The sequence below is a fragment of the Duganella sp. CF517 genome (assembly GCF_900110275.1).
Classification (GTDB): domain Bacteria; phylum Pseudomonadota; class Gammaproteobacteria; order Burkholderiales; family Burkholderiaceae_D; genus Rugamonas.
This window is the reverse complement of record NZ_FODC01000004.1, coordinates 766,377-791,419: the sequence shown is the minus strand read 5'-3', so window position 1 is coordinate 791,419 and position 25,043 is coordinate 766,377. Positions and strand designations below refer to the sequence as shown.

Sequence of the window (25,043 nt, the reverse complement as noted above, 5' to 3'; positions counted from 1 at the left end):
TGGAGCAGACGGGTGACGTTGCGATGGCTCAGTTGCGCGCCCTTCGGCCGGCCGGTGGAGCCGGAGGTGTAGATGACGTAGGCCAGGTTCTCGGCATGGACGGCCACCTGCGGGTTGTGCTCCGACTCGCCGGACAAGTCCAGCGTGTCCAGTTCCAATACCTGCAAGCCCTCGGCGGGCGGCAGGCAGTCCTTGATCGCGCTTTGCGCCAGCAATAACTGGATGCCGCTGTCTTGCATCATGTAGGCCAGCCTGTCGGCCGGATATTCGGGGTCCAGCGGCACATAGGCGCCGCCGGCTTTCAGGATCGCCAGCATGCCCACCATCATCCCTATCGAGCGCTCGACCGCTATGCCTACTTTAACGTCGGGTCCCACGCCCAGCTTGAGAAGATGATGCGCCAGGCGGTTGGCGCGCAGGTTCAGTTCCGCGTAGTTCAGCGACTCGTCGCCGAACTTCAGCGCCGTCGCCGCCGGATTGGCCCGCGCCTGACGCTCGATCAGCTGGTGCAGTGTTTCCTCCGCCGGATAACGCGTCGTGGTCATACCCCACTGCTGGAGTTGATCGCGTTCTCGCGCGTCTTGCATCCCGATCCGGCTCATGCACTGGTTCCCGGAGGCGCACATAGACTGCAGCAGGTTACGCAAATAGGATTCCAGGCGTTCCACCTGCGTCTCCGAGAAGTCGCGCAGGTGGAAGGCGTAGCCGATGGTCAGCGTCTGCGCCAGCTGCACCGTCAATGTCATCGGGTAGTTGGTCTCTTCCAGCACTTCGACGCCAGCGATCCGCAAGGCGCCCTCGCCCTTCGCATTCAACGCTTCGTCCACCGGGTAGTTCTCGAACACCATGATACTGTCGAACAGGCTTTGGCCATCGCTGCGCGTCCAACGGTGAATATCGACCAGCGGCGTGTGCTCGTGCTCACGCGAGGCGATATTTTGCGTCTGCAGTTCGCGCAGCCAGTCGCCAACCGCAGCATCCGGCCTGGGGCTTGCCACCACGGGCAATGTATTGATAAACAGTCCAAGCACCTCGCCCGCATCCGCCAGCTCCGCCGGGCGGCCGGCGGTGGTCGCGCCGAAGCATACCCTCGACTGGCCGGTGCAATGGTGCAGTAACAGCGCCCAAGCCGCCTGGATCACGGTGTTGACGGTGACCCGCTCGCTGCGGGCGAAGTCCGACAGGCGCGCCGTCGCGGCGGCGTCGAATACCTGGACGCGTTTAAGATGTCCACCGACACGACCGGCGCCATCCGCTTGCCCACCAAAGGATGCGGCCAGACGGGTCGGCCCATCCAGCTCGGCCAATAAACCGCGCCAGTAGCGCTCCGGCGCAGCGCCATCGCGCTCTTGCAGCCACGCGATGTAGTCGCGGTAGCGGCCGCGCTGCGGCGTCAGAACTTGTCCGGCATAGCAGGACAGCAGCTCGGCGACCAGGCGCGCGCTGCTCCAGCCATCGAGCAGAAGGTGGTGGCGTGTCCAGATCAAGTGATGGCGTCGCGCATCGCACCGCACCAGCGTTAATCGCATCAGCGGCGGTGCCGCCAGGTCGAAGCCACGTTCGCGTTCCGCCCGCGCCAGCGCGTCCAGCGCCGCAGAGGCGTCTTCCCGGCCGCTCCAATCCTGTTCGTCGATCGGCAGCTCCACAGAGCGCGCCACCCATTGCAGCGGCACTTCGCCTTGCAGGAAACCGGTACGCAGTACCTCGTGACGCTCCATCATGGTTCGCCAGGCGCCCGTGAACCGGGCGACATTCAGGTCTTCAAGATCGAGCCGCAACTGGTTGACATAGGCGGTACCCGAGGGATCGAACACGCTGTGGAACAGCATCCCTGCCTGCATGGGAGACAGCGGGTACAGGTCCACCAGCCGTTCCAGCGGCAACGGCTGGCGGTCGATAAGTTCCTGCGTCAGCCCGGCCAGAGGAAAATCGGACGGCGTGATCCCGCGCGCTCCGCTCAGGCAATGCCCGATCAAACCTCGCAGCTCGTCCTGGAAGCTTTGTGCCAGCCCCCGTATTGTGGCTTCGTCGTGCACCTTCGCGCTGTAGGTCCAGCGCACACGCAGCTCGCCGCGATAGACATCGGCGTCGATGCTCAGCCACGTGCGGCGGCGGCTTGCCGGCGCGCGTTCGGCACCGGTGCTCTCGTGCGCCAGGCGCCATGCGGAGCCGGCTCCGAAGCTTTGATCGAGCTGGCCGAGATAATTGAAGGTGACCTGCGGGTAGGCCAGATCGGCAAGCGAGCGCCCCGCATCGCTCAGATAGCGTAGAACGCCGTAGCCCAGACCGCTGGCGGGCACTTGACGTAGCTGTTCCTTGACCGCCTTCAGGCTGGCGCCGACATCCGCCCCCCTTGCCGGGGCCAGACGGACCGGATACAGGGTGGTGAACCAGCCGACGCTGCGACTGAGGTCCACGCCGTCGAACAGATGCTCCTCGCGGCCATGGCCTTCCAGTTCCACTAGTACGCTGTCGTGCCCATCCCACGCGCACAGCGTGCGCGCCAGCGCGGCCAGCAGCACCTCATCGATGCGCGTGCGGTATGCCTGCGGGACGTCGCCCAGCAATTCCGCCGTGCGCGCCTCGTCCAGCGAGGTGGCGATGGTGCGCGCGTCGGCCATCGTATTGCTGCCTGCGGCACTGCCGGGCAACGTCGGTTCGACAGCGCCGACCACGGCGCGCCAGTGGTCCAATTCGGCGGCCAGTTCCGCGCTGGCGGCATGACGCGTCAGCGCGGCGGACCAATCCTTGAAAGAGCTGGTGGCGACGGGCAGCGCAACGGGGCGTCCCTGCGCCAGTTGACGGTGGACGGTTTGCAGATCCTCCAGGATCACGCGCCACGACACGCCGTCGACGGCCAGGTGATGCGCGACCAGAAGCAGCCGGCCGGCGCGGCCCGCGCCGAGGTCCATCCAAAGGGCCTTGAACGGGTTTTGCAGAGTGAGACTGCGCTGGGCGAGACCGGCGACGCGGGTGACGGCGGCGGCGACATTGCCTTCCGCGCTCAGGTCGACGCGCTCGAAGACCGACGCGCCGGGTGCCCGGACGGACAACGCCAATGCGCCGCCGCTACCTGTCTGATAACGGGTCCGCAGCGCGTCGTGATGGGCGACCACCAGGTCGATAGCCTGTCCCACCAGCGCCGGTTCGACGACTTCGGTGGCGCTGAGCAGCAGCGATTGATTCCAATGATGACTGTCTTCAAACCGCTGTTCGAAAAACCAGGCCTGAACCGGCGTTGGCGCGAAATGGGTATCGGCCGGCGCCACCGGTGCCGGCACACTCGCCGCAACACCGGAATCCAGCTTGGCGACGGCGGCGACCGCCGCGATGGTCTGACGCTCCATCAGCTGCTTGGGTGTGAAGCGCAGCCCGCGCTTGCGGGCCCGCGCGATGATCTGCAAGGTCAGGATCGAATCGCCGCCAAGCTCAAAGAAATTATCCAGCCGTCCGACGCTGTCGACCCGCAGCACTTGCGCCCAGATCTCGGCCAGCGCCTGTTCGACCTCGCCTTGCGGGGCCTCCGCGTTGCGCGACTCGCGCCGGGCGATCTCCGGCAGCGCCTTGCGGTCGATTTTTCCGTTTACCGTCAGCGGCAAGGCGTCCAGGCGCATGATCGCGGCCGGCACCATATAGTCCGGTACCAGCAGCGCGAGTTCATCCCGCAGGCGCCCGGTATCGACTTCCGCGCCGGCTATGCCCACGACGTAGGCGTGCAGCTGCAGATTTCCGCCATCGTCGTCGCGCGCGATCACCTCGGCCTCGGCGACTCCAGCCAGCGAGCGCAATGCCTGCGCCACTTCACGCGGTTCGACCCGGTAGCCGCGTATTTTGATCTGGTCGTCCATGCGGCCCAGGAATTCCAGGCTGCCATCCGCCAGCAGGCGCGCGCGGTCGCCGGTGCGGTACAAGCGGCCACCGTCGACGAATGGATCGGCGACGAAGCGCTCGGCAGTCTGTCCGGCACGCGCCTGATAGCCGCGCGCCACGCCGGCGCCACCCAGGTACAGCTCCCCGGCCACGCCGGAAGGAACCGGATTGAGACCGTCGTCCAGTACATAAGCCTGTGCATTGGACAGCGGTCGGCCCACCGGCAGCGTGGCGGCCTCGCGTACGGCGGTAGCCGCCTCCTGCGTGAGGATGCCGACAGTCGTTTCGGTCGGTCCGTAGTGGTTGAGAACCCGGCAGGCCGGCTTCAGGGCGGCGATGCGTTCCAGCAGCGGCCAGCGAGTGGCCTCGCCGCCCAGCACCAGCCGCCTGGCGGGCAGCACATCCTGTGGCCGGGCGGCGTTCATCAGCGCTTGCAGATGGCTTGGAACGATCTTCAGGACGTCCGCCTGATGACGGCTCATGTAGGCGGCGAAGGCGTCGGGATCGAACGCGCATTCGGCCGACATCAGGTGCAACTCGAGACCCGAGCACAAAGCGCCAAACAATACCGTGTGACCCAGGTCGGCGGCGACGGTAGAAACCATCGCCATGCTGCGCGCGTCGCCTGGGAGGTCCATGCGCGCCAACACGCCTTGCACATAATTGGCCAGCGCGCCACGGCTGACGACCACGCCCTTGGGCTGGCCGGTGGAGCCGGAGGTGTAGATAACATACACCGCCTGTGCGGGATGCGGCACGGGCAGCACCGGCGCCGATGCGCGCGGCGCGGCGTCGAACGACAATTCGATCAGCGGCAGCCCCGTGCTCCAACCGGGGATGCCCGCAACCAGCACCAGCGCCACCGCGCTGTTCTCCATCTGATAAGCCAGCCGTTGTTGCGGCAGGGCCGGGTCTAGCGGCACGCAGGCCATGCCGGCCTTGAGCGTGGCCAGCAAGCCCAGTACGAATTCGCAGGAACGGCCGGCGAGAACACCGACATTGCTCTCCGGCGCCAGGCCGCGCGCCAGCAGGTCCGCCGCCAAGCCGTCGGCATGGCCGTCCAGCTGCGCATAGGTATATGAGCGGCGCTCGCTGGTGACGGCATTGCGTTCCGGCCAGCGGCGCACCGCCTCGTTCCACAGCTCGATCACGTCTGCATGGGGCCACGCGTGAACGGCGCCGGGCAGGACCGCCAACGGTTCACCGATGTCCAGCCGCGCCAGACTCAAAGGAGTCTCCTGCGCGACCTGCCTTGCCAGCGCCGCATAGGCGCGTGCGAAGCGCTCGATGGTGGCGGCGTCGAACAGGGCGTCCGAATACACCAGGACCGCCTCGATACCGCCGGCCTTGTCGATGAAATCGAGGCTGACGTCGAAGTGGGCGTCGCCGGCAGACAGGCTCTCGATGCGCACGTCCAGCGCCGGCAGGCGCCAGACGGCGGGCAGGTCGTCCTGCTGCGTGCATTTGGCCTGGAATAGCGGATGCACACCGGCCTGGCGCTCCGGTTGCAGCGCCTCGACCAGCATGTCAAACGGCAGATCGGGGACGGCGTGGGCGTCAAGGACGGTTTCCCTGACTGCTCCCAGCAGATCGGCAAAGCCGGCCGACAGGTCGACTTGCGTGCGCAGCACCAGCACATTGGTCAGGTAGCCGAGCATGCCGTGCGTCTCGGCGCGCTGGCGGTTGGCGACCGGCGCGCCGACGCGGATGTCGGCCTGGCCGCCGTAGCGGCACAAAACAAGCTTGAACAGCGCCAGCATCACCATGAACAGCGAAGCGCCCCGCTCGCGCGCCAGCGTGCGCAGGCCGGCGCTGACATCCGCCGGTAGATTGAACAGGTGGCGGCCGGCGTCGGATGCCCCTTGCGAGCTTCCCCGGCTGCGGTCGAACGGCAGCTCGAGCGGCGCATGAGAGTCCCCCAGACGTCCACGCCAATAAGCCAGCTGGCGGTCTTTTTCCCCGGCTTCGAACCAGTTGCGCTGCCAGACCGTGTGGTCCGCAAACTGCACCGGCAACGGCTCCAGTGGGGCCGCGGTCTGGCCACACTCCTGCCGGTACAGTGTCAACAGCTCGTCGATGAGGATGCGCACGGAAGCGCCATCGCCAGCAATGTGGTGCAACACGATCCCCAGCGCATGCTGGTCGTCGCCGGTTTTCCAGAGAATGGCGCGCAGCGGCGGCTCGCTATCGAGGCTGAATGGCGCCTGCGCGAACGCCTGCCGCAGCCGCACCAGTTCGGCGGCGCGTGCCGCTTCCGGCAGCGCTGTCAGATCCTGTGTTTGCGCGATGAAGGCGTCCGCCGGCAGGATCACCTGCACCGGCTCACCGCCGTCGCCGACCGGGAACACCGTGCGCAGGGTTTCGTGCCGCTCCACCAGGCGCCGCAGCGCGGCCAGCAGCGCGTCGGCGTTCAGCGCTCCACTGAAGTGCAACACGCCGGGCATGTTGTAGGCGGGGCTGGCCGGGTTCAGCTGCCAGGTCAGCCACAGGCCGCGCTGGGCGTAGGACAGCGGCAGCGGGCCGGCGCGGTCGGCCGCGACAATCGGCAGTTCGGCGAAGCTCAAACCCGCGTCGCGCAGTTTGCCAAGGAAGCCGCGCCGCGCTTCGGGAGTCAGGGCCGCGAAGCGGCGGGCCAGCATTTGCTCGTCCAGTTTCATTGCGTCAGACCTCGAATTCACTCATTAAATCGTCCATCCGCGCCAGGCGGTTCTGCCGCTCGCGCGGCTCGGCGCCGGCCAGCATGCCGGCCGCCTCCAGGCGGACCGCCAGGGCTTCCAGGGTCGGTGCCTCGAATACCGTGCGCACAGGGATCTCGCACGCGTGGCGGCTGGCCAGGGTCGATGCCATCCGCATCGCCATCAGCGAATGGCCGCCAAGTTCAAAGAAATTGTCGTTACGCCCTACCCGCTGGCCGCCCAGCAGCTCGGTCCACAGCGCCGCCAGCGACTCTTCGATCCCGCCCTGCGGGGCCTCGTAGGCGCGTTGGGTCGCCTGCTCCGCGGCCGGCAAGGCGTTGCGATCGACCTTGCCGTTGGCGTTGAGCGGCAGCGTGTCGAGCACCGTGATCACCGAAGGCAGCATGTAATCGGGCAGCGTCACCGCCAGCGACGCCTTCAGGCGCGCGATGTCGAGCTGTCCGTCTCGCCGTGACGAGACGTAGGCCAGCAACCGGGTGCCGGCGGGGCCTTCCTCGGCCACCACCACCGCCTCGCGCACGGCGGGGTCGATGCGCAGTTGCGCCTCCACCTCGCCCAGCTCGATGCGGAAGCCGCGTATCTTCACTTGGTGGTCGATGCGGCCCAAGTAATCCAGTTGGCCGTCCGCGCGCCAGCGCACCAGGTCACCGGTGCGGTACAGGCGCGCGCCGGTGGCGCCGGTGGGATCGGCGATGAAACGTTCGGACGTCAGGCCCGGACGGCGCCAATAGCCGCGCGCCAGTCCTATACCACCCAGATACAGCTCGCCGGCGACGCCGCGCGGCACCTCGTTGAACGCTTCGTCGAGCACGTGGGTGCGCAGCCCGGCCAGCGGACGGCCGATCGGCACGGCCAGCGCGCCCTCGTCGCGGCAATCCCACCAGGTCACCTCGATCGCCGCCTCGGTCGGGCCGTACAGGTTGAGCAGGCTGGCATGCGGGAAGGCCTTCAGGACCGTCGCCTGCAACCCGGCGGGCAAGGCCTCGCCGCTGCAGATGATGCGGCGCACGCCTTCGCAGGCGCCGATACTCGGAAACGCCATGAAGGCTTGCAGCATCGACGGCACAAAGTGGATCGTCGTCACCTGGTGCTGCGCGATGAGCGCAATCAGGCGTTGCGGATCGCGATGGTCGCCCGGCGCCGCCAGCGCAAGCCGCGCGCCGGTCGTCAGCGGCCAGAAAAACTCCCAGAACGAGATGTCAAAGCTGAACGGCGTCTTTTGCAGCACCGTGTCGCCAGCATCCAGCGGCTGGTGGCGTTGGCCCCACGCCAGCCGGTTGCACACCGAGCGGTGGCGGTTGGCGGCGCCTTTTGGGCGTCCGGTGGAGCCGGAGGTATAGATGACGTAGACCAGGCTTTCGCCGTGCAGCGCCACGTCGGGGTTGTGGTCGGCGCCCGCCGGCGGCGCGAAACCGTCCAGATCGAGCAGCGCCAAGCCATCCCGCTCCGGCAGGCGGGCGCGCAGGTGACTCTGGGTCAGCAGCAGCGAGACGCCGCTGTCGTCCAGCATGTAGGCTATGCGCTCGCGCGGATAGTCCGGATCGACCGGCATGTAGGCGGCGCCGGACTTGAGCACCGCCAGCAAAGCGACCACCATCTCGATCGAGCGCTCCATCGCGATCGCCACCACCGCGCCCGGCGCCACGCCCATGCCGGTCAGATGATGCGCAAGCCGGTTGGCGCGCGCGTTCAGCGCAGCATAGCTGAGCGTTTCGTCGCCGAAGCGCAGCGCCTGGGCTTCCGGCGCGCGTAGCACCTGCCGTTCGAACCAGCGGTGCACCAATTCATCAGGGACGACATCCGCGAGTGCGGCGCCGCCGTCGCTCCAGGCGGCGATGCGAGCGCTTTCGGCGGTGGTCAACAACGCCACGTCGCCGACCGCTTGGGTGGGCTGGCCGACCAGCGCGTCGAGCATGGCGACGTAATGCACGCCGAGCAGCTCCATCGTGGCGGCGTCGAACAGTTCCTGGGCGTAGACGAAATCGACACGCACACAACCGTCGCTGCGCTCGCGCGCCTCCACCGACAGTTCGAACTGCGCGTCGCCGTCCGCCGCAGGTTCATCTTCGACCGTCCATCCGGCCACCCGTTGCAGGGCGCGATAGTCTTCGGTCAAATAATTGAACAGCACCTGGAACAGCGGGCTGTGGGCCAGGCTGCGCTCCGGTTGCAGCGCCTCGACCAGTTGTTCGAAAGGCAGCTCCTGATGCGCCTGGGCGCCCAACGCGGCTTCCCGCGCCTGCGCCAGAACCTCCGCCAGCGACAGTCGGCCTCCGATGCGATTGCGCAGCACCAGCGTGTTGACGAAGAAGCCGACCACCTGCCGCAGATCGGCGCGTGCGCGATTGGCGACCGGCACGCCGACGCGGATGTCGGGCTGGCCGGTATAGCGGTAAAGGACCGCCTGCAATCCGGCCAGCAGCAGCATGAACGGCGTGGCGCCTTGCGCCTCCGACTGCCCGCGCAGGCGGGCCACCAGCTCGCCGGACAGCGTGAAGCCATGCCGCGCGGCGCGATAGCGCGCTTCGGCTGCACGTGGGCGGTCGGTCGGCAAGGCCAGTACGGGGTGGGCTTCGCCGGCCGGCACCCCGAGCTGCGCGCGCCAATACGCCAGCGCGCGCTCATGTCCACCCTGCGGTTGATCGTGCAGCCAGGCCGCGTAATCGACGTATTGCAGTGGGACCGGCGACAGCTGCGCCGGCGTGCCAGCGACGGCGGCGGCGTACAACACCGCCAGTTCGTCCAGCAGCACCTGCATCGAGGCGCCGTCGGAGATGATGTGATGCAGCGCCAGCGCCAGAATCTGCGCCTGGTCGTCCAGCCGCACCAGCGCGGCGCGCGCCAGCGGCCCGGTGTTCAAATCGAAGGGTTGGGCATGTAGCGCTCGCAGTGTGTCGACGGCCAGCGCCTCGCGTTCTTCTCGCGGGATGCCGCGCAAGTCGGTAACCAACAGTTCGAGCGCGCCTTCGGCCAGCACCAGTTGTTCGGCCTCGCCATCCGCACGCGCCGGGAACACGGTGCGCAGCGATTCGTGGCGTGCGGCCAAGCCGTTCAACGCCAGGCGCAAGGCCTCCGGTTGCAGGACGCCGGTGATGCGCAAGGCGCCGTGAATGTGATAAGCGCTGCTATTTGGATCCAGCCGCCACAGGAACCATTGGCGGCGCTGCGCCGGGGACAGCGGCAAAGCCAGGGCGCGCCGCTCGGCCGGCAAGACCGGGATGGCTGCCAGTTCGGCGCGGGCGCCACTTCGCAGACAGGCGCGGACGGCGTCCGCCTGGCCTTGCAGGCGCGCTTGTTCGAACACCAGGCTCACCGGGAATTGCACGCCCCACTGCTGCGAGATACGCGCCGCCAGCTGGACCGCGGCCAGCGAGTTGCCGCCGGCGCCGAAGAAGTGCGTGTCGCCGGCGTAGGAACGGGCGACGTCGTGGCCCAGCACCTCACGCCACAAGTCGGCCAGCACGAGTGCGGTTTCGTCCTGCAAAGCGACGGTGGCGGCATCCGCTCCGGCGCCCACCACCATCGTGCCGCCCTCGAACAGCGCATAGGCGTCGAGCGAGCGGTCGGCCCAGCCCTGGCAGCAGGCGCCGCGTTGCAGCTTGCCGCTGGAGGTCTTGGGCAGCGCGCCCGGATTGAGCAGCACCACCACCTGTGGCGCCTCGCCGCATTGTTCACTCACCGCCGCGCCCAGGGCGTCGGCCAGCGCCTGCGGCGGCACGAGCTTTTGCAGCCCGCGCGAGACCTCGGCGGCCACGCCCAGTCCTTCGCGGCCGTCGATTTGCACCGCGAAGGCGGCCACGCGGCCCTTGCGCACCGCCTCGACCTGCGACTCGATCGCGCGTTCGACATCCTGCGGATAGATATTGTGACCACGGACGATGATCATGTCCTTCAGACGGCCGGCGACGAACAGCTGGCCGTCGTGCATGAATCCCAGGTCGCCGGTGCGCAGCCAGCGCTGGCCGTCGCGCTCGACGAAGGCCAGCGCGCTTTCCTGCGGCTTGTTCCAGTAGCCGGCCGCCATGCTGGCGCCGGCGGCCCAAATCTCGCCGACGCCACCGGCGGCGGCGACCGCGCCGCTCAGCGGATCGATGATCATGACCTGGTGCCCGGAAGGCACGGCGCCGCAGCCGACCAGCGCCGCGCCCTCGACGTCCGCCTCCGCCCTGGCTGCGGCCAGCGCGGAGGCGCCGAAGCACGCCACCTTCATGCCGGCGCCGCGCGCGCCGCCGCTGACCAGCAGCGTGGCCTCGGCCAGGCCGTAGCACGGATACACGGCGCCGGCGTTGAAACCAATCCCGGAAAAACGCTCGGTGAAGGCGTCCATCGTGTCGTGCCGCACCGGCTCCGCGCCCGTGTAGGCCACCCGCCAGCTGGACAAGTCCAGTCCCGCCGTCGTCGTGTCCTTGATGCGGTCCAGGCACAGGCGGTAGGCGAAATCGGGGCCGCCGCTGATCGTCACCTTGTGGCGCGAGATCATCTCCAACCAGCGCAGCGGGCGCTCCAGGAAAAAGCGCGGCGACGACAGCACGCACGAGATACCGCTGTAGAACGGTTGCAGCAGGCCGCCGATCAGACCCATGTCGTGGAACAGCGGCGACCACACGCCGAATTTATCGCGAGAGTCGATGGACAGCGCCTCGCGGATGGCCCTCTCGTTGGCCATCAGATTGCCATGGGTGACCATCACGCCCTTGGGCGCGGAGGTCGAGCCGGAGGTGTACTGCAGGAAGGCGACGTCGGCGTCGGCCGGCTGGCGCGGGGTCCAGTCGCCCGGGCCGTCGGCGGAGATCCGGTCGACCAGCATCACCTCTTCGATGCCGAACTGGCCGGCGGCCGCGCCGACCAGCGCCTCGAGCGCGGTGGTCGTAAGCACGCCGCGCGCCTGGGCGTCGGCGGCGATGCCGGCCAGGCGCGCCAGGTGCTGCGGGCGCACCGACTCCGGCGGGAACACGGGAACGGCGATGACGCCGGCGTGGAAGCAGGCGAACATGCTGACGGCGTAGTGCTCGTCGTTGTCGAGCATGATCAGCACCCGGTCGTCGGGCGCGAAGCGGCGCTGCAGCGCGGCCGCCAGCGAGCGCACGCGCGCGCCGAAGTCGCCGTAGGTGAGCGGCGTTTCGAGCAGTTGGCCGTCGCGTTCCGTGACGACGATCAGCGCGGTGTCCCCGGGCCGTTCGGCCACCAGGCGGCTCAGGCAGTCGACAAAATTCACAGGATGGGCAAACGGCTCCCCCTGCGACACGGTAGGTGTCGTCATCGGATTCTCTCGCTAAGGTAGAAAGTTAAAGGCTATTCAGATTGCTGTGCGACTGGGCCATGGCCACGACCACCTTGCGTGGTCCCTTGAACGGCGCGCGCGCGTGCGCCACCAGCATGTTGTCGAGCATGAGCACGTCGCCGGCCTGCCAGCGGAACGACACCGTCTCGGCGTCGAGCACCGCGCGCACCTCGTCGAGCAGCCCGTCGGGGATCACCGAGCCGTCGGCGAAGTAGGTGTTGCGCGGCAGGTCCTCCATCGCCAGCATGTCCTCGAGCGATTCGCGCACCTCCGGCTGCAGGTTGGACACGTGGAACAGGTGCGCCTGGTTGAACCAGACCTTCTCGCCGGTGACGGGATGGGTCTCGACGCCCTGGCACAGCTGGGTGGTGCGCAGATCGCCGTCCGGCTTCCATTCCCAGTCGATGCCGGCCTTGCGGCAGAACGCCTCGACCTCGGCCGGCTGTTCGGTGTTGAAGACGCTCTGCCACGGCACGTCGAACTCGCCGTAGTTGCGCACGTAGAGGATGCCGGCGGCGAAGCGTTCGCGGATGGCCGGCGGCATGCGCCGGTAGATCGCGCGGCTGTCGGCGATCGGCGTCTCGCCTTGTTCGAGGGCCGCCGTGACGCAATGGAACCACGCCTTCATCGGCCACATGCGGGTGTAGGCCTGCTCGTTGTGCAGCGGGATCGATTGGTGCGACGGGTATTCGGTGGCCGTGTAGACGCCGCCACCGACCTCGGTGCGCGGGGTCGAGCCGAACTCGTAGCTCAGCAGCGGATGGCCGAAGCCGGCCGCGAAGCCGCGGAAGGCGTCGACCGACGGCACATCGAAGCCGCGCAGCAGCACGCCGCCGACGGTGGCGACATGCGCCTCGATCGTCTCGCGCAATCTCGGCAAGGCGTCCAGCAGCGGCTCGCCGGCATAGGCCGGGGTGATCAGCACCGGCAGCTCCGAGCCGGGCGGCGCCTGGCGTTCAAATTTTTGTATCGCGTCATTCATGATGGTTCCTCGGTTGCGCCGTCAGGCGATCGCGGCGACCGCATGGCGCACGCCGGAAAACTGGCGCGTCAGTGCGCGCGTGACGGCCGCCAGCGCCTGCGCCTCCTGCTGGCGGATGAAGAAATGGCCGCCGTCGAACCAGTCGAGCGTGAAGGCGGCGCCGGCCTCGCGGCGCCAGGCCTCGATGCGCTCGGCGGCGATATCGTCGTCGCGGCCGGCCAGCACGTGCAGCGGCACTGGCAGTGGCGCGGGCAATGGTGTACCTGGGCCGGCCGGCGACGCGTGCCGGAAGCTGTCGCACACGCGGTAGTCGGCGCCCAGGGTGTCGAGCGTGAGGCGCAGCAGCTCGGCGCTGGCGAACACTTCCTCCGGCGTGCCGCCCTGCTTGCGCAGGTCGGCGATCAACGCGGCGTCGTCGCCCTTGCCGGGGTAGCGCTCCGGATCGCGGCGCGACGGCGCCGGACTGCCGGAGGCGAACAACGCGCATGGCAGCGGCCGCGACAGCGCCCGTTGCCGCTGCGCCATGCCATACGCCAGCAGCGCGCCCATGCTGTGGCCGAACAGCGCGTAGCGCCCGCCCATCGACGCGGCGTGTTCGTCGCACAGCTGCGCCACCAGGGTGTCGCAATCCTCGACGTACGGCTCGCCGATGCGCCCGCCCCGGCCCGGCAACTCCACCGGCACCAGGCGCACCCATGCGGGCAGCAGGCGGCGCCAGCGCAGGTACATGGTGGCGCTGGCGCCGGCGCACGGCAGCACCAGCAGGTCGATCGACGGCGATCCCATGGCGCTGGTCACTGGACGGCGGCGCCGGCGTTGGCCTCGCCGCCCTGGCCCTGCTGCGCCATCCACTGGCGCAGCGACAGCGGACGCATGTCGGTCCACGCGCGTTCGACGTAATCGAGTACGGTTTGCTTGTCGCCCTTGACGCCGTCGACGGCCTTCCAGCCGCCGGGCACGGCCTTCCAATGGGGCCAGATGGAGTACTGCTCTTCGTGGTTGATCAGAACAATGAAAGTTTCGTTTTCGCGGTCAAAACAACTGGTCGTCATGCGCATCCTCGTGCTGTGAATGAACGCGACCTCTCGCGGTGCCGGCTCCTGCGCCGGCATGCTGGTCGCTCCTATTCAAGACGCGACAGCGGGTGATTTGTTTAGTGGAAGAACACGCCGCGACTTAGCCGATGTCGACCAGCTCGCGGCAGCAGGCGATGGCCTGGGTAGCGTCGCGCAGCATGAAATTGACGAGGGTGGCAGAGCAGCCGATCTCCTGGGCGATGTCGCGCTGCGTCAGCCCGCCCAGGCGCGAGAGCTCGAACACCTGGCGCGTGCGCGACGGCAGGCCGCACAGGATGCGGTCGATGGCGTCGATCACCTGCATGCCGTGCAGTTGGTGGTCGGGGATGCTGCCGCCGGACACCTGCGGCAGTTCGCCGTCGTCCGGATAGATGCGGTACGACGACTCGACCGCTTGGCGGCGGCAATGGTCGAGCGCCATGTTGCGCACCACCTGGCAGCAATAGCAGAACGGCTTGAGGATGTCGCGCACGCCCGTCATCTCGACCACCTTCAGGTAGGCGTCCTGGATCACCTCGTCGGCCAGGTGCGAGGTGCCGACGATCTTCTGCGCGATGCGGCGCAACTGCGCCCGGTGTTCGATAAAAATGTCCCCAAGGACTGTTTGTTGCAATTCCACCGACATCAAGGGCCTCCGCATTGGTTAAATCAGCACGATTAATTTTAAGGCAACTGCTGAATGCGAATCATTATCATTTATTTTTAATAAAGTGTCTACATGTTCCCTTAATTAGTTGCTAACGCTGGGTGGCGATGGTGGTGGGAATGCGACGCATTACTCATCTTGATGAGTAATCATCGAGGTACATACCTGACATGCATTTAATGAATATCTTTGCGCTAACCTAGCCTGCCGAGCTTATCTTACCCAACACTGAAAGGTGAAATCCATGACTTCCTCCAAGGTTCCCGCCCTCTTCTTCACACTGGCCCTGGCCAGTTGCGCGCAGGTCGGCGCCGTCGTCACCGCCCCCGGCAAGCAGATCGAATTGCTCAACCGGGGCGCGGTGGCCATCCAGACGCCCGGCGGCGTGTTCGTCAGCTGGCGCCTGCTGGCCACCGACGCCGGCGGCGTGGCGTTCAACGTCTACCGCGGCGGAACCAAACTCAATAGCACTCCGCTCACCGAGCTCAACTACACCGACGCCGCCGGCACCGCGTCGAGCGCGTACTCGGTGCGCGCAGTCGTCAATGGCGCCGAGCAAAGCGGCTTCGACGCTGGCGCCACCTGGTCGGCGCCGTACAAGACGGTGCCGGTGCAGCGCCCGGCCGGCGGCACCACGCCCGACGGCGTGGCCTACACCTACGAGATCAACGACGGCACGCCGGCCGACCTCGACGGCGACGGCGCCTACGAGCTCATCGTCAAATGGCAGCCGACCAACGCCAAGGACAATTCGCAGTCCGGCTACACCGGCAACACGCTGGTCGACGCCTATAAACTCGACGGCACGCGGCTGTGGCGCATCGACCTGGGCCGCAACATCCGCGCCGGCGCCCACTACACCACGATGGTGGCCTACGACTTCGACGGCGACGGCAAGGCCGAGGTCATGATGAAGACGGCCGACGCCACCGTCGACGGCACCGGCACGACGATCGGATCGGCCAGCGCCGACCACCGCAACAGTGCCGGCTACATCCTGACCGGGCCGGAGTTCCTGACCGTGTTCAACGGCCAGACCGGCAAGGCGATGAAGACCAACAACTACCTGCCGGCGCGCGGCACCGTCTCGAGCTGGGGCGACAATTACGGCAACCGGGTCGACCGCTTCCTCGGCGGCGTGGCCAACCTCGACGGCGCGCGCCCGAGCGCGGTGTTTTCGCGCGGCTACTACACGCGCGCCGTCATCGCGGCCTGGGACTGGCGCGACGGCGCGCTGACCAGCCGCTGGGTGTTCGACACCGACGTCGCCGGCAGCGCCGCGCGCGGCCAGGGCGCGCACTGGTTCAGCGTGGCCGACGTCAACAGCGACGGCAAGGACGACATCGTCTATGGCGCGGCCACCATCGACAGCTACGGGCAGTTGCTGTACACGACGGGGCTGTGCCACGGCGATGCTTTGCACGTCGGCAAATTCAATCCGGACCTGGCCGGTCTGCAGGTGTACATGGTGCACGAGACGCCGAGCTGCTACGGCGCCAACGGCACCGGCATGCACAACGCGGCCACCGGCGCGCTGCTGTGGGGCACCAGCGGCGAAGGCGTGGACGTGGGACGCGGCGTGTGCATGGACATCGATCCGGCCTATCCCGGCGAGGAATGCTGGGGCAGTCGCGGCGGCCTGCGCAGCGCGACGGGCGTGCAGATCGGCAGCAACCGGCCGAGCCAGATGAACTTCGCGGCGTGGTGGGATGGGGATTTGCTGCGCGAGGCGCTCGACGGCACGCAGATCAGCAAGTGGAATCCTGCCAGCGGCAGTTCGAGCGTGCTGGTGAACGCGGCCGACGCCGGCGCGGCATCCAACAACGGCACCAAGGCGACGCCGGTGCTGAGCGCCGATTTGCTGGGCGACTGGCGCGAGGAGGTGGTGTGGCGGAACAGCGCCAACACGGCGTTGCTGATCTACAGCACCACCGCGCCGACCGCGACGCGCTTGCCGACGCTGATGCACAACCCGCAGTACCGGGCGCAGGTGGCGGCGCAGAACGCCGGGTATAACCAGCCGCCGCATCCGAGTTTCTATCTGGGCGCGGGGATGGGCACGTTGGTGCAGGAGCCGGTGCATACGCCGTGATCGCTGCGCATCAAGCGTCCGATCACAACGGCACGCTGAGCAGGCCGTCGCGCAACAGGCTCGGCGTGAGGCCGGTCCAGCGCTTGAACGAGCGGCGGAAGTTGGTGGCGTCGTGGAAGCCCAGGTATTGCGCCACCGCTTCGTTGTCGTAGCCGCGCGCCTGGAACAGGTGGATCGCGACATGCGCGCGCACCTGGTCCAACTCGGCCTGGAAATGGCTGCCGTGGCGCGCCAGGTGGCGCTTCATCGTGGCCGCGCTGACGCCGAACGCGGCCGCGCTCAACTCCAGGGTGGGACCGAGCCGGATGTTGGCCAACAAATGGTCGTACAGCGCCGACAACAGGCTCGGCGCCAGCGCGCGCTTGTCGGCGCCCGCCTCCGCCGCCGCGCCGTCGAGCGCCACCGACGCCGCCATCGCGTTGCCGCGCGGCCAGGGCCGGTCGAGCCACTCCGGATTGATCAGCATCGCGTCCAGGTGGCAGTTGAAGCGCAGGTCGGCGCCCAGGTGCACCTCGTGTTGTTCCACGTGCGCCGGCGCGCTGCGGTTCAGGCAGTACCGCCACGGCAGGCGCGCGCCGGCCAGCCAGCGGCACATCGCCGTCACCGCCGTCATGTGCATCTCCACCAGCGCCGGCAATTGGCTCGGCGCGCCGAAGCTGTCGGTCCAGTACAACACCGCCAGGCCGCCCTCCTCGCGCAGGCGCGGCGTCAACAACGGGCACAAACGCACCGCGCCGGCGCACAGGATGTCCAGCGCCTGGCGCAGGTTCTGCGCCTGCAGCAAGGCGTGGCTGAACGCGCCGAAGTGGCCCGGCAGCATCTGCTGGCCCAGCATGAAGCTGGTATCCGGGCTGTCCAGTTCGCGCATGACGTTCGCCAGCAATTGCAGGTATTGCGCCGGGCTGACCGCGACGTCGGCGTCCGGCATGTCCCATCCGCGCAAGCCGGTGCCGCGCAACGGCTTGTCGCCCTGCTCGTCGAGCTCGCGGCTGCGCGCGTAGTCGAGGATCAGCGCGGGCTGGTGCTGGGCCGGGATGAAACAGTCGGCGATTTGCCGGTAGTCCATCATGCGGCTGCCGTCGCGGCCAGCGGCGCCGGGCCGGCAGGCGCGCCGCCCGCGGCCGCCATGACGGTTGTCGAAGCCGCCGCCGCTTGCGACACCGCCCGGCTCAGTTCGGCCAGCAGCACCTCCGGTGCCGCGTCCGCGTTGGAACAGGCGTGACGCAGGCTGACGCCGACCCGGCCGCCTTTGGCGTGGTGGCGCATGTGGCCGACCATGGCCGTTAAATGCCGGGCCAGCGACGCGGCCTCTTCCACGCTGGTGTCCGGCAGCAGCAAGGCGAAGCGGTCGCCGGCATAGCGGCACAGCAAGTCGTCATTGCGCAGGTTCAGCAACAGCATGTGGCCGACCGCCTGCAACACGCGGTCGCCCTCGGGTTGGCCGAATTCGCGGTTGATCAGGTGGAAGCCGTCGATGTCCAGCAGCACCAGCGCGCAGGGCTGGCCGGGCCGGCGCGCCTGCTCGTGGCGGATCTGGCGCCGCAAATAGTCGGCGTTGGCCAGCTGTGTGATGCGGTCGAAGGCGCGGTGATCGCGGAACAGCCGTTCGCGCTTTTGCAGGTGCTCGTTGAGGCGGAACTGCTCGTGCCGCCAGTAATACATGCCGATGGTGACCACCAGCATGCCGACCGGCACCATGCCCTCCAGCCAGTGATCCCACCTTGCCGCCTTGCTGATGGCGAAGAATTCGTCCATGCAATCGGCGAAGGAACCGATCATGATCAGCGCCAGGCCGCCGGCCAGCAGGCGCGTGACCAGGCCTCCCGGACGGCTGCTCAAGGTGAATAATACCCAGCTGCCGGCCATGACGGCGGTGCCGCCCTCGCTGACGATGTCCGTCCATTTCCAGTGGTCGAAGGATTTCGCCACGCCGAGGCTGGCGTACAGGAACAGGCAGCCCAGCAGGGCAAGGCCGGCCGCGATCAGGGTGGAACGGTGGAGTTGCAACATGGGCGGGCTCATCGTGATGGCGTCGGTAGTGCGGCCGCAGCATAGATGAGATTTATGACAACGTCGTGACATCCGGCCGTGCTGGGCGGAAATACGGCCCGGCCTGACAACAGGTGCAAACGGCTCACAGCCAATGGGCGGGGCGCGCCAGAAAGAGACGAGTAAAAGAGACCGATTCCCCGATGGAGCCGCGCGGTGTTCGCCCTCCCCCCGACTCCCCCTCCCCCCTCCGCGCCATCCGCTGCGGCCCGGGCAGCCGGTATGCCGGGTCAATCCAGCTCATCGCGCCCGAATTTGGCCCGACCAACGCGCTTTTGGCCGTCCCGCGCGGCGAAGTGTCATGCAATTGACACATTGACTACTTAGAATCCGCCCGTCTTCCAACTAACATGACGGCACATAATGAAAACCACACAATACAAAATGTCCAAACAGTCCACGCAGCAAGGTCATGGCTGCCGCCTCTCCGTGCTCAGCCTTGGCGTACTGGCCATGCTGGCCGCGCAATCGCACGCCGGCGCGCAAACCAGCCAGGCCACCGACGGCGCCGCCGCCGGCGTGGCCGCCAGCGCCAACAGCGTGGTGATCTCCGGCCAGCGCTCCAGCCTGCGCAACGCGATCGCCGCGCAGGAACAGGCCGACAACATCGTCAGCGTCATCAGCAGCGACGACATCGGCGGCCTGCCGGACAAGAACGCCGCCGAGGCGCTGGCGCGCCTGCCGGGCCTGTCGGTGCAGCGCGACCAGGGCGAAGGCCGCTACGTCAGCGTGCGCGGGCTGGGCCCGGACTTGAATTCGGTCACCATCAACGGCGCGCTGGTGCCGTCGCCCGAATCGGGCCGGCGCGCGGTGGCGCTGGACGTGCTGCCCGCCGGCCTGATCCGTTCGCTGTCGGTCAGCAAGACCTTGACGCCGGATCAGGACGCCAACTCCCTGGGCGGCACCGTCGAAGTCAAAACGCTGTCGGCCTTCGACCTGCCGGGCAAGCTGCTGTCGGCCAGCGTCGGCGCCAGCCGCGACCAGAACATCGGCAAGACCAGCCCGAACGGCAGCATCCTGTTCGCCGACCGCTTCCTGAACGGCAAGCTGGGCGTGGCAGGCGGGGTCAGCTACGAGAAGCGTGAATTCGGCTCCGACAACGTCGAAACCGGCGGCGCCTGGGAGGACGGCAAGCTGACCGGCGTCGAGCTGCGCGACTACCTGCCGACGCGCAAGCGCCGCGCCGCCGCGCTCAACCTCGACTACCACGCCGATAACCTGAGCAAATATTTTGTTCGCAGCTTCATCAGCGACTTCAGCGACGACGAAGTGCGCGACCGCCTGACCATCAGTAACATCGCCGGCGACGGCCTGGCCGAGGGCCAGAGCGCCAGCGCGCGCGGCGAGCGCCGCCTGCGCCAGCGCAAGTACACCCAGACCATCAGCTCGGTGGTGCTGGGCACCGAACAAAAATGGAACGGCTGGAAATTCGACCTGGCCGGCGGCATCAGCCGCGCCACCGACGAGGCGCCGGAGTCGATCAACGACGCCCGCTTCCGTGGCGCCAAGGACTTCGCCGGCGTCGGATTCACCGGCACCGACATCCCGCGCCTGACCGGTCCGGCCGGCCTGTACAACGCCGCCAACTACAAGCTGAACTCGATCGCGCTCAAACAGGGCGACGCCACCGACAAGGAACACCACGTGCGCTTCGACCTGAGCCACAAGTTCGAACTGGGCGAAGGCAGCTCGACGCTCAAGTTCGGCGCCAAGGCCGGCCGCCGCGAAAAATCGAACGACACCGAGGCGTGGTCGTACAGCAGCAAGCAGATCGGCGGCGCCAGCACCGCGCTGGCCGACTACGTCACCGGCAACGACCTCGACTACAAACTGGGCAGCATCGGCAAGGCCATCGACCCGGCCGCGATCCGCCGCCTGGTGGCCGGCCTGAAGCGCGCCGACGCCCGCCTGCTGGTCGACTCGACCGTCGACGACTATCGCATGCACGAGGACATCGACGCCGCCTACGTGCAAAACAGCGTCGACATCGACGCTTGGCACCTGCTGGCCGGCGTGCGCGCCGAGCACACCCGGTTCGACGCGGCCGGCTCGCGCGTCAACGAGGAAGAGGAATCCTTCGATCCGGTCAACCGCAAGCGCTCGTACACCAATTGGCTGCCGTCGCTGCAGGCCCGTTACGACGTCGACGCGAAAACCAGCGTGCGCGCGGCCTGGACCCACGCGGTGGTGCGCGCCAACTTCAGCCAGCTGGCGCCGGGCGTGAGCCTGGCCAGCGACACCGAGGCCACGATCGGCAACCCGGATCTGGCGCCGCTGAAGTCGACCAACCTCGACCTGGGCATCGAGCGCGTGCTGGGCGACGACGGCAGCATGTCGGCCTATGTGTTCCACAAGGACATCAAGAACTTCACCTACACCACCAACCTGGCCGGCAGCGGCCAGTGGGTGGACTACAGCTCGGCTGTGTCCTACGCCAACGGCGACAAGGCCACCGTCAAGGGCATCGAACTGGCCTACACCCAGCCGCTGCGCATGCTGCCGGCGCCGTTCAACCGCTTGATCGTCGGCGCCAACGGCAGCCTGACCCGCTCGGACGCCAACGTCGCCCGCTACGACAGCGACGCCGGCCGCAGCCGCTCGCGCAGCATCGACATGCCGGGCCAGTCGGACCGCGTGCTGAACCTGATGCTGGGCTACGAGCAAGGCCCGCTGAGCACCCGCCTGGCGCTCAACTACAAATCGAAGTACCTGCTGGAGATGGGCGACGACATCCTCGACGCCGGCCAGGACCGCATCGTAGACGCCCAGAAGCAGGTCGACTTCTCGCTGTCTTACCAGCTCAGCAAACAGGTCCAGCTGAACTTCGAGGCGGCCAACCTGAACAACGAAAAGTACTACGTCTACCTGGGCAGCAAAGCGCAAAACGCGCAATACGAACAATACGGCCGCACCTATAAAATCAGTCTCAAAGTGAGCATGTTCTAACAATGAAAACAACAATCTTCAACGGTATTCTCTTCGGCGCGCTGGTCTCGTGCGGCGTGCCGGCCCACAGCGCGCAGGCGGCACAGACGGCACAGACGGCACGCCAGGCCGCCCTGCCCGGCCTGGCCGCCAAGGCCAGCGAACTGGCCGCCCTGCCAGACGGCGGCTGGCTGGCCATCGACAAGCAGGCGCTGCGCCTGCTCGACGCCAGCGGCAACGAGCGCGCGCAGCTGGCCGTGCGCGCCAAGCAGCTCGACCTGCGTCCGCAAGCGCAGGGGGGCGGCGTGCTGGCCGTGGTGCTCGACGCCAACGCCGAACATGTCGTGCCGGTGCTGGTCGACCTCAACGCGGGCACCCTGGCGGCGCAAACGCCGTTCCCGGCACCGCCGTTCGGTATCGAATCGTCATGCCTGTACCGCGACGCCCAGCAAATCGACCATCTGTTCATGATCGGCAAGGATGGCCAGGCCGAACAATGGCTGATGCACGGCGACCAGCGCCAGCTGGTGCGCAAGCTGGCCTTGCCGCCGCATGTCAAGCATTGCCGCGCCGACGACGCCACGCACCAACTGCTGGTCGACGAACAAAAAATGGGCGTGTGGGCCTATGACGCCGACGCCGAGGGCGGCCCCGGCCGCAAGCTGGTGCAGCGCGGCGACACCGTCAAAAAGGGCCAGGTGCGGGTGCTGCCATGGAAGGCGGCGACGGCGCAGGTGGCCAACGCCACGGCCAGCACGAAGCTGATTGTCACGCCGCGCGCGCAGACCGAGCCGGTCGCGCGCCAGGGCGACGCCGCCGACGACCCGGCCATCTGGCGCAACCCGGCCGACCCGGCCGGCGCCCGCATCCTCGGCACCAACAAGAAGCAAGGCTTGCTGGTGTACGACCTGAACGGCAAGCAGCTGCAGCTGCTGGAGGTCGGCCGCCTCAACAACGTCGACGTGCGCCAGGACGTCACCGTCGGCGGACGCAAGCTCGACGTGGCCGTCGCCACCCAGCGCGACGACAACAGCGTGATGCTGTTCACCATCGACGCCGGCGGCACCGTCGCGCCGGCCGGCGCCTTCGCCACCGGGCTGGAGGACATCTACGGCATGTGCCTGTTCCGTCCGGCCGACGGCGGCCTGGAAGCGTTCATCAACGACAAGGATGGCAGCTTCCTGCAATACCGCATCGAAGCAGGCGCCGACGGCAAGGGCATGTCGGGCAAGCTGCTGCGCCGCTTCAAGGTCGCCAGCCAGCCCGAGGGCTGCGTCGTCGACGACCGCAACGAGCGCCTGTTCCTGGGCGAGGAAAAGCGCGGCGTATGGACCGTCTCGGCGCGTGGCGACGCCCCGGCCAAGCTAAGCATGATCATGCCGGTCGGCCCGCAACTGGTGGCCGACGTCGAAGGCATGGGCCTGTACCACGGCGACAAGAGCGACTACCTGGTCGTCTCCAGCCAGGGCGACAACAGCTATTCGGTGCTCGACGCCAAGGCGCCCTACCGGGTGCGCGGCAGCTTCCGGGTCGGCTACAACCTCGCCGCCGGCATCGACGGCACCTCCGAGACGGACGGGCTGGAAGTGAGCTCGGCCAACTTCGGCGGCCCGTACGCCAAAGGCATGCTGGTCATCCAGGACGGCTACAAGCGCTTGCCCGACGGCCCGCAAAACTTCAAGTATGTGGCGTGGGAAGACGTCGCCAAGGCGCTAAAGCTGGATTGATCGTTCCCGCCGCCTAGAAGCGATAGGCGACGTTGGCCCAGGCCAGCGGTTGCCGCTTGCCCGGCTCCGACAGCGGCGCGCCGCCGGTGGTGCGCCATGCCACGATCAGCGCGCCGGTGACCGCGCCACTTCCGTAGCGCACACCGACGCCGGCGCCGCCCAGCCGGCGCGTGCCCGCGCCGTCTCCGCTCCAGCGCTCGCGGTTGGCCTTGACGCGGCCGGCGTCCGCGAACACATAGGGCAGCCAGCCGCCCACCGCGTAGCGTAGCTCCAGCTGCGCCAGCATGCCGGTGTCGCCGTAACCCTCGCCGCTCGGATAGGCGCGCACGCCGTTGCGTCCGCCCAGGCCGAACTTTTGCGACGAATCGAGATTCTTGCTGGCCCATTGCGCCGACACACGCCCGTACACGTCGACGCCGTCGCTGACGGACTGGATGCGCGCCAGATCGATATTGAACTTGTTGAACCGGCCGGCCGAGCGCGCGCTGGCGGCGTCGATGCGCGCCAGCGCGCCGTCCAGGCGCAGCCGGCCGGGCGTCCAGCTGACGGCGCCGTAGGTCACCGCGCCGCGCAGCACGCTGTCGCGGGCGTCGAAATTGAGCGCCAGCGGCAGCGCGTCGCTGGACTTGTCGCTGCTGCTGCCGGTGGCGCCCTGGCGGTCGTTGAGACGCTTGTGCTCGACGCTGCCTGACAACGTCAGGTTGCGCCGCTGCGAGCGGATCAGTGGATAGCTCAGGCCGGCGCTGGCCACATCGGCCGTGCCGGTCGCGTCCAGGCTGGCGAAGCTGTCGGCCAACGCGTAATAGGAATGCGTGTAGCCGACCCTGCCGCGCAAGCCGGACGCGTTCAGCGGCAGCGCGTAGCTGGCCGACCCGAACCACATGTGCTCATCGGTGTACATGCCCTGCAGCGCCAGCTGGTCGCCCAGGGTCAGCGGACTGTCGACGTCGAGGTTGACATGGACGCGCCGGCGGCCCGTGTAGCGGTTGCCGTCGTTGTCGAGGCCGACCTCGCCGGCGTAGCGGTGCGCGCGCCGCACCTCGACCGCCAGGTCGCCGGTGCCGACTTCCCGCCCCGGCTTGACGACCGGCGTGCTTTTGATGCCCGGCTGGTCGTCGAGGATCAAGGTGACCCGCTCGAGCGCCTGGCTTTCAATCACCGTGCCGGGGCGCAGCGGCGACAGGAAGCGCTGGCCCGGGGCGCTCAGCCCGGCGTCGCCGTGGGCGACGATGTCGCCGTAGCGGCCCTCGAGCACGGCGATGGTCAGTTCGCCCCGCTGCATGTCCTGCGGCGGCAGGTAGGCCCGCGCGAACGGATAGCCGGCCGCGCGGTAGTGGGCCGAGATCCGCTCGGCCAGCGCGCTCAGGCCGGCGAAGTCGAAGCTCTTTCCCGCGACCGGACCGAGCGCGGCCACCAGGATTGCCTCCGAAAACAGGGAGTTGCCGGTGACGGCGACGCGTTGCAGCGCCACCGTCGCCCCGCCCGGGGCCACCGGCGTCGCGGCGGCGGCCGGCGGCAGCGGCGGCGGCGCCGCCGGAGCCGGCGGCGGCAGCGCGCGCGGGGCGTTTTCCTGCAACAGCTGTCCGGCGTCGGGCCGCTGCTGGGCCAGGGCCGGGCCGCCGGCGATCACGGCGGCGGCCGCCGCCAGAAGGGTCAAAGCTGGTCTCATGTGCGCTTTCAAGGCTGCCGGATGGGCTGG

12 protein-coding genes are annotated in these 25,043 nt (G+C 68.1%); 3 read left to right on the top strand and 9 right to left on the bottom strand.

The window, feature by feature from the left end; all coding sequences use genetic code 11:
- The 6 genes from BMX85_RS19350 to BMX85_RS19325 all read right to left on the bottom strand — a co-directional run.
- The coding region (locus BMX85_RS19350) for a non-ribosomal peptide synthetase (protein ID WP_229210568.1) at positions 1-6,548 on the bottom strand (6,548 nt) is incomplete at its 3' end.
- Positions 6,532-11,826, bottom strand: coding sequence for a non-ribosomal peptide synthetase (locus BMX85_RS19345; RefSeq protein WP_090322015.1), 5,295 nt, complete (start codon positions 11,824-11,826; stop codon positions 6,532-6,534). The genes BMX85_RS19350 and BMX85_RS19345, both read right to left, overlap by 17 nt.
- Before the next feature lie 25 nt (positions 11,827-11,851).
- Complete coding sequence (locus BMX85_RS19340; protein ID WP_090322011.1) at positions 11,852-12,829, bottom strand: TauD/TfdA family dioxygenase; 978 nt, start codon at positions 12,827-12,829, stop codon at positions 11,852-11,854.
- Positions 12,830-12,850: 21 nt separating this feature from the next.
- The gene (locus tag BMX85_RS19335) at positions 12,851-13,615 is read right to left on the bottom strand and encodes a thioesterase II family protein (protein WP_090322006.1); all 765 of its coding nucleotides are present in this window, start codon (positions 13,613-13,615) and stop codon (positions 12,851-12,853) included.
- 8 nt (positions 13,616-13,623) lie between these two features.
- The gene (locus BMX85_RS19330; RefSeq protein WP_090322258.1) at positions 13,624-13,881 is read right to left on the bottom strand and encodes an MbtH family protein; all 258 of its coding nucleotides are present in this window, start codon (positions 13,879-13,881) and stop codon (positions 13,624-13,626) included.
- Between the two features lie 124 nt (positions 13,882-14,005).
- Entirely contained in the window at positions 14,006-14,530 is a 525-nt protein-coding gene (locus BMX85_RS19325) for a sigma-70 family RNA polymerase sigma factor (RefSeq protein ID WP_090322255.1), read from the bottom strand.
- 265 nt (positions 14,531-14,795) lie between these two features.
- Between BMX85_RS19325 and BMX85_RS19320 the strand changes: the two genes are divergently transcribed.
- Positions 14,796-16,643, top strand: coding sequence for a rhamnogalacturonan lyase (locus BMX85_RS19320; protein WP_177196818.1), 1,848 nt, complete (start codon positions 14,796-14,798; stop codon positions 16,641-16,643).
- Between the two features lie 22 nt (positions 16,644-16,665).
- On the opposite strand, the gene BMX85_RS19315 is transcribed toward BMX85_RS19320, so the two are convergent.
- Both BMX85_RS19315 and BMX85_RS19310 read right to left on the bottom strand, forming a co-directional pair.
- Positions 16,666-17,712, bottom strand: a complete 1,047-nt coding sequence (locus tag BMX85_RS19315; protein ID WP_090322003.1) for an AraC family transcriptional regulator — start codon at positions 17,710-17,712, stop codon at positions 16,666-16,668.
- Positions 17,709-18,653, bottom strand: a complete 945-nt coding sequence (locus BMX85_RS19310; protein WP_090322000.1) for a GGDEF domain-containing protein — start codon at positions 18,651-18,653, stop codon at positions 17,709-17,711. Before BMX85_RS19310 ends, BMX85_RS19315 begins: the two co-directional genes overlap by 4 nt.
- A gap of 423 nt (positions 18,654-19,076) precedes the next feature.
- On the opposite strand from BMX85_RS19310, the gene BMX85_RS19305 reads away from it, so the two are divergent.
- Both BMX85_RS19305 and BMX85_RS19300 read left to right on the top strand, forming a co-directional pair.
- Positions 19,077-21,638: a TonB-dependent receptor gene (locus BMX85_RS19305; RefSeq protein ID WP_229210567.1), complete on the top strand. Its 2,562-nt coding sequence runs from the start codon at positions 19,077-19,079 to the stop codon at positions 21,636-21,638.
- 2 nt (positions 21,639-21,640) lie between these two features.
- Positions 21,641-23,344, top strand: coding sequence for a phytase (locus BMX85_RS19300; RefSeq protein WP_090321992.1), 1,704 nt, complete (start codon positions 21,641-21,643; stop codon positions 23,342-23,344).
- A 13-nt stretch (positions 23,345-23,357) separates the two neighbouring features.
- Here the strand turns inward: BMX85_RS19300 and BMX85_RS19295 are convergent, their stop codons facing one another.
- Positions 23,358-25,013, bottom strand: a complete 1,656-nt coding sequence (locus BMX85_RS19295) for a ShlB/FhaC/HecB family hemolysin secretion/activation protein (RefSeq protein WP_090321989.1) — start codon at positions 25,011-25,013, stop codon at positions 23,358-23,360.
- Positions 25,014-25,043: the final 30 nt, after the last annotated feature.

What these genes read in the sequence shown, in the direction of transcription:
- BMX85_RS19340 (WP_090322011.1), bottom strand. Translation starts at nt 12,829, where the DNA reads ATGAATGACGCGATACAAAAATTTGAACGCCAGGCGCCGCCCGGCTCG.
- BMX85_RS19295 (WP_090321989.1), bottom strand. Translation starts at nt 25,013, where the DNA reads ATGAGACCAGCTTTGACCCTTCTGGCGGCGGCCGCCGCCGTGATCGCC.
- BMX85_RS19305 (WP_229210567.1), top strand. Translation starts at nt 19,077, where the DNA reads ATGTCCAAACAGTCCACGCAGCAAGGTCATGGCTGCCGCCTCTCCGTG.
- BMX85_RS19345 (WP_090322015.1), bottom strand. Translation starts at nt 11,826, where the DNA reads ATGACGACACCTACCGTGTCGCAGGGGGAGCCGTTTGCCCATCCTGTG.
- BMX85_RS19330 (WP_090322258.1), bottom strand. Translation starts at nt 13,881, where the DNA reads ATGACGACCAGTTGTTTTGACCGCGAAAACGAAACTTTCATTGTTCTG.
- BMX85_RS19315 (WP_090322003.1), bottom strand. Translation starts at nt 17,712, where the DNA reads ATGATGGACTACCGGCAAATCGCCGACTGTTTCATCCCGGCCCAGCAC.
- BMX85_RS19335 (WP_090322006.1), bottom strand. Translation starts at nt 13,615, where the DNA reads ATGGGATCGCCGTCGATCGACCTGCTGGTGCTGCCGTGCGCCGGCGCC.
- BMX85_RS19320 (WP_177196818.1), top strand. Translation starts at nt 14,796, where the DNA reads ATGACTTCCTCCAAGGTTCCCGCCCTCTTCTTCACACTGGCCCTGGCC.
- BMX85_RS19310 (WP_090322000.1), bottom strand. Translation starts at nt 18,653, where the DNA reads ATGTTGCAACTCCACCGTTCCACCCTGATCGCGGCCGGCCTTGCCCTG.
- BMX85_RS19325 (WP_090322255.1), bottom strand. Translation starts at nt 14,530, where the DNA reads ATGTCGGTGGAATTGCAACAAACAGTCCTTGGGGACATTTTTATCGAA.
- BMX85_RS19300 (WP_090321992.1), top strand. Translation starts at nt 21,641, where the DNA reads ATGAAAACAACAATCTTCAACGGTATTCTCTTCGGCGCGCTGGTCTCG.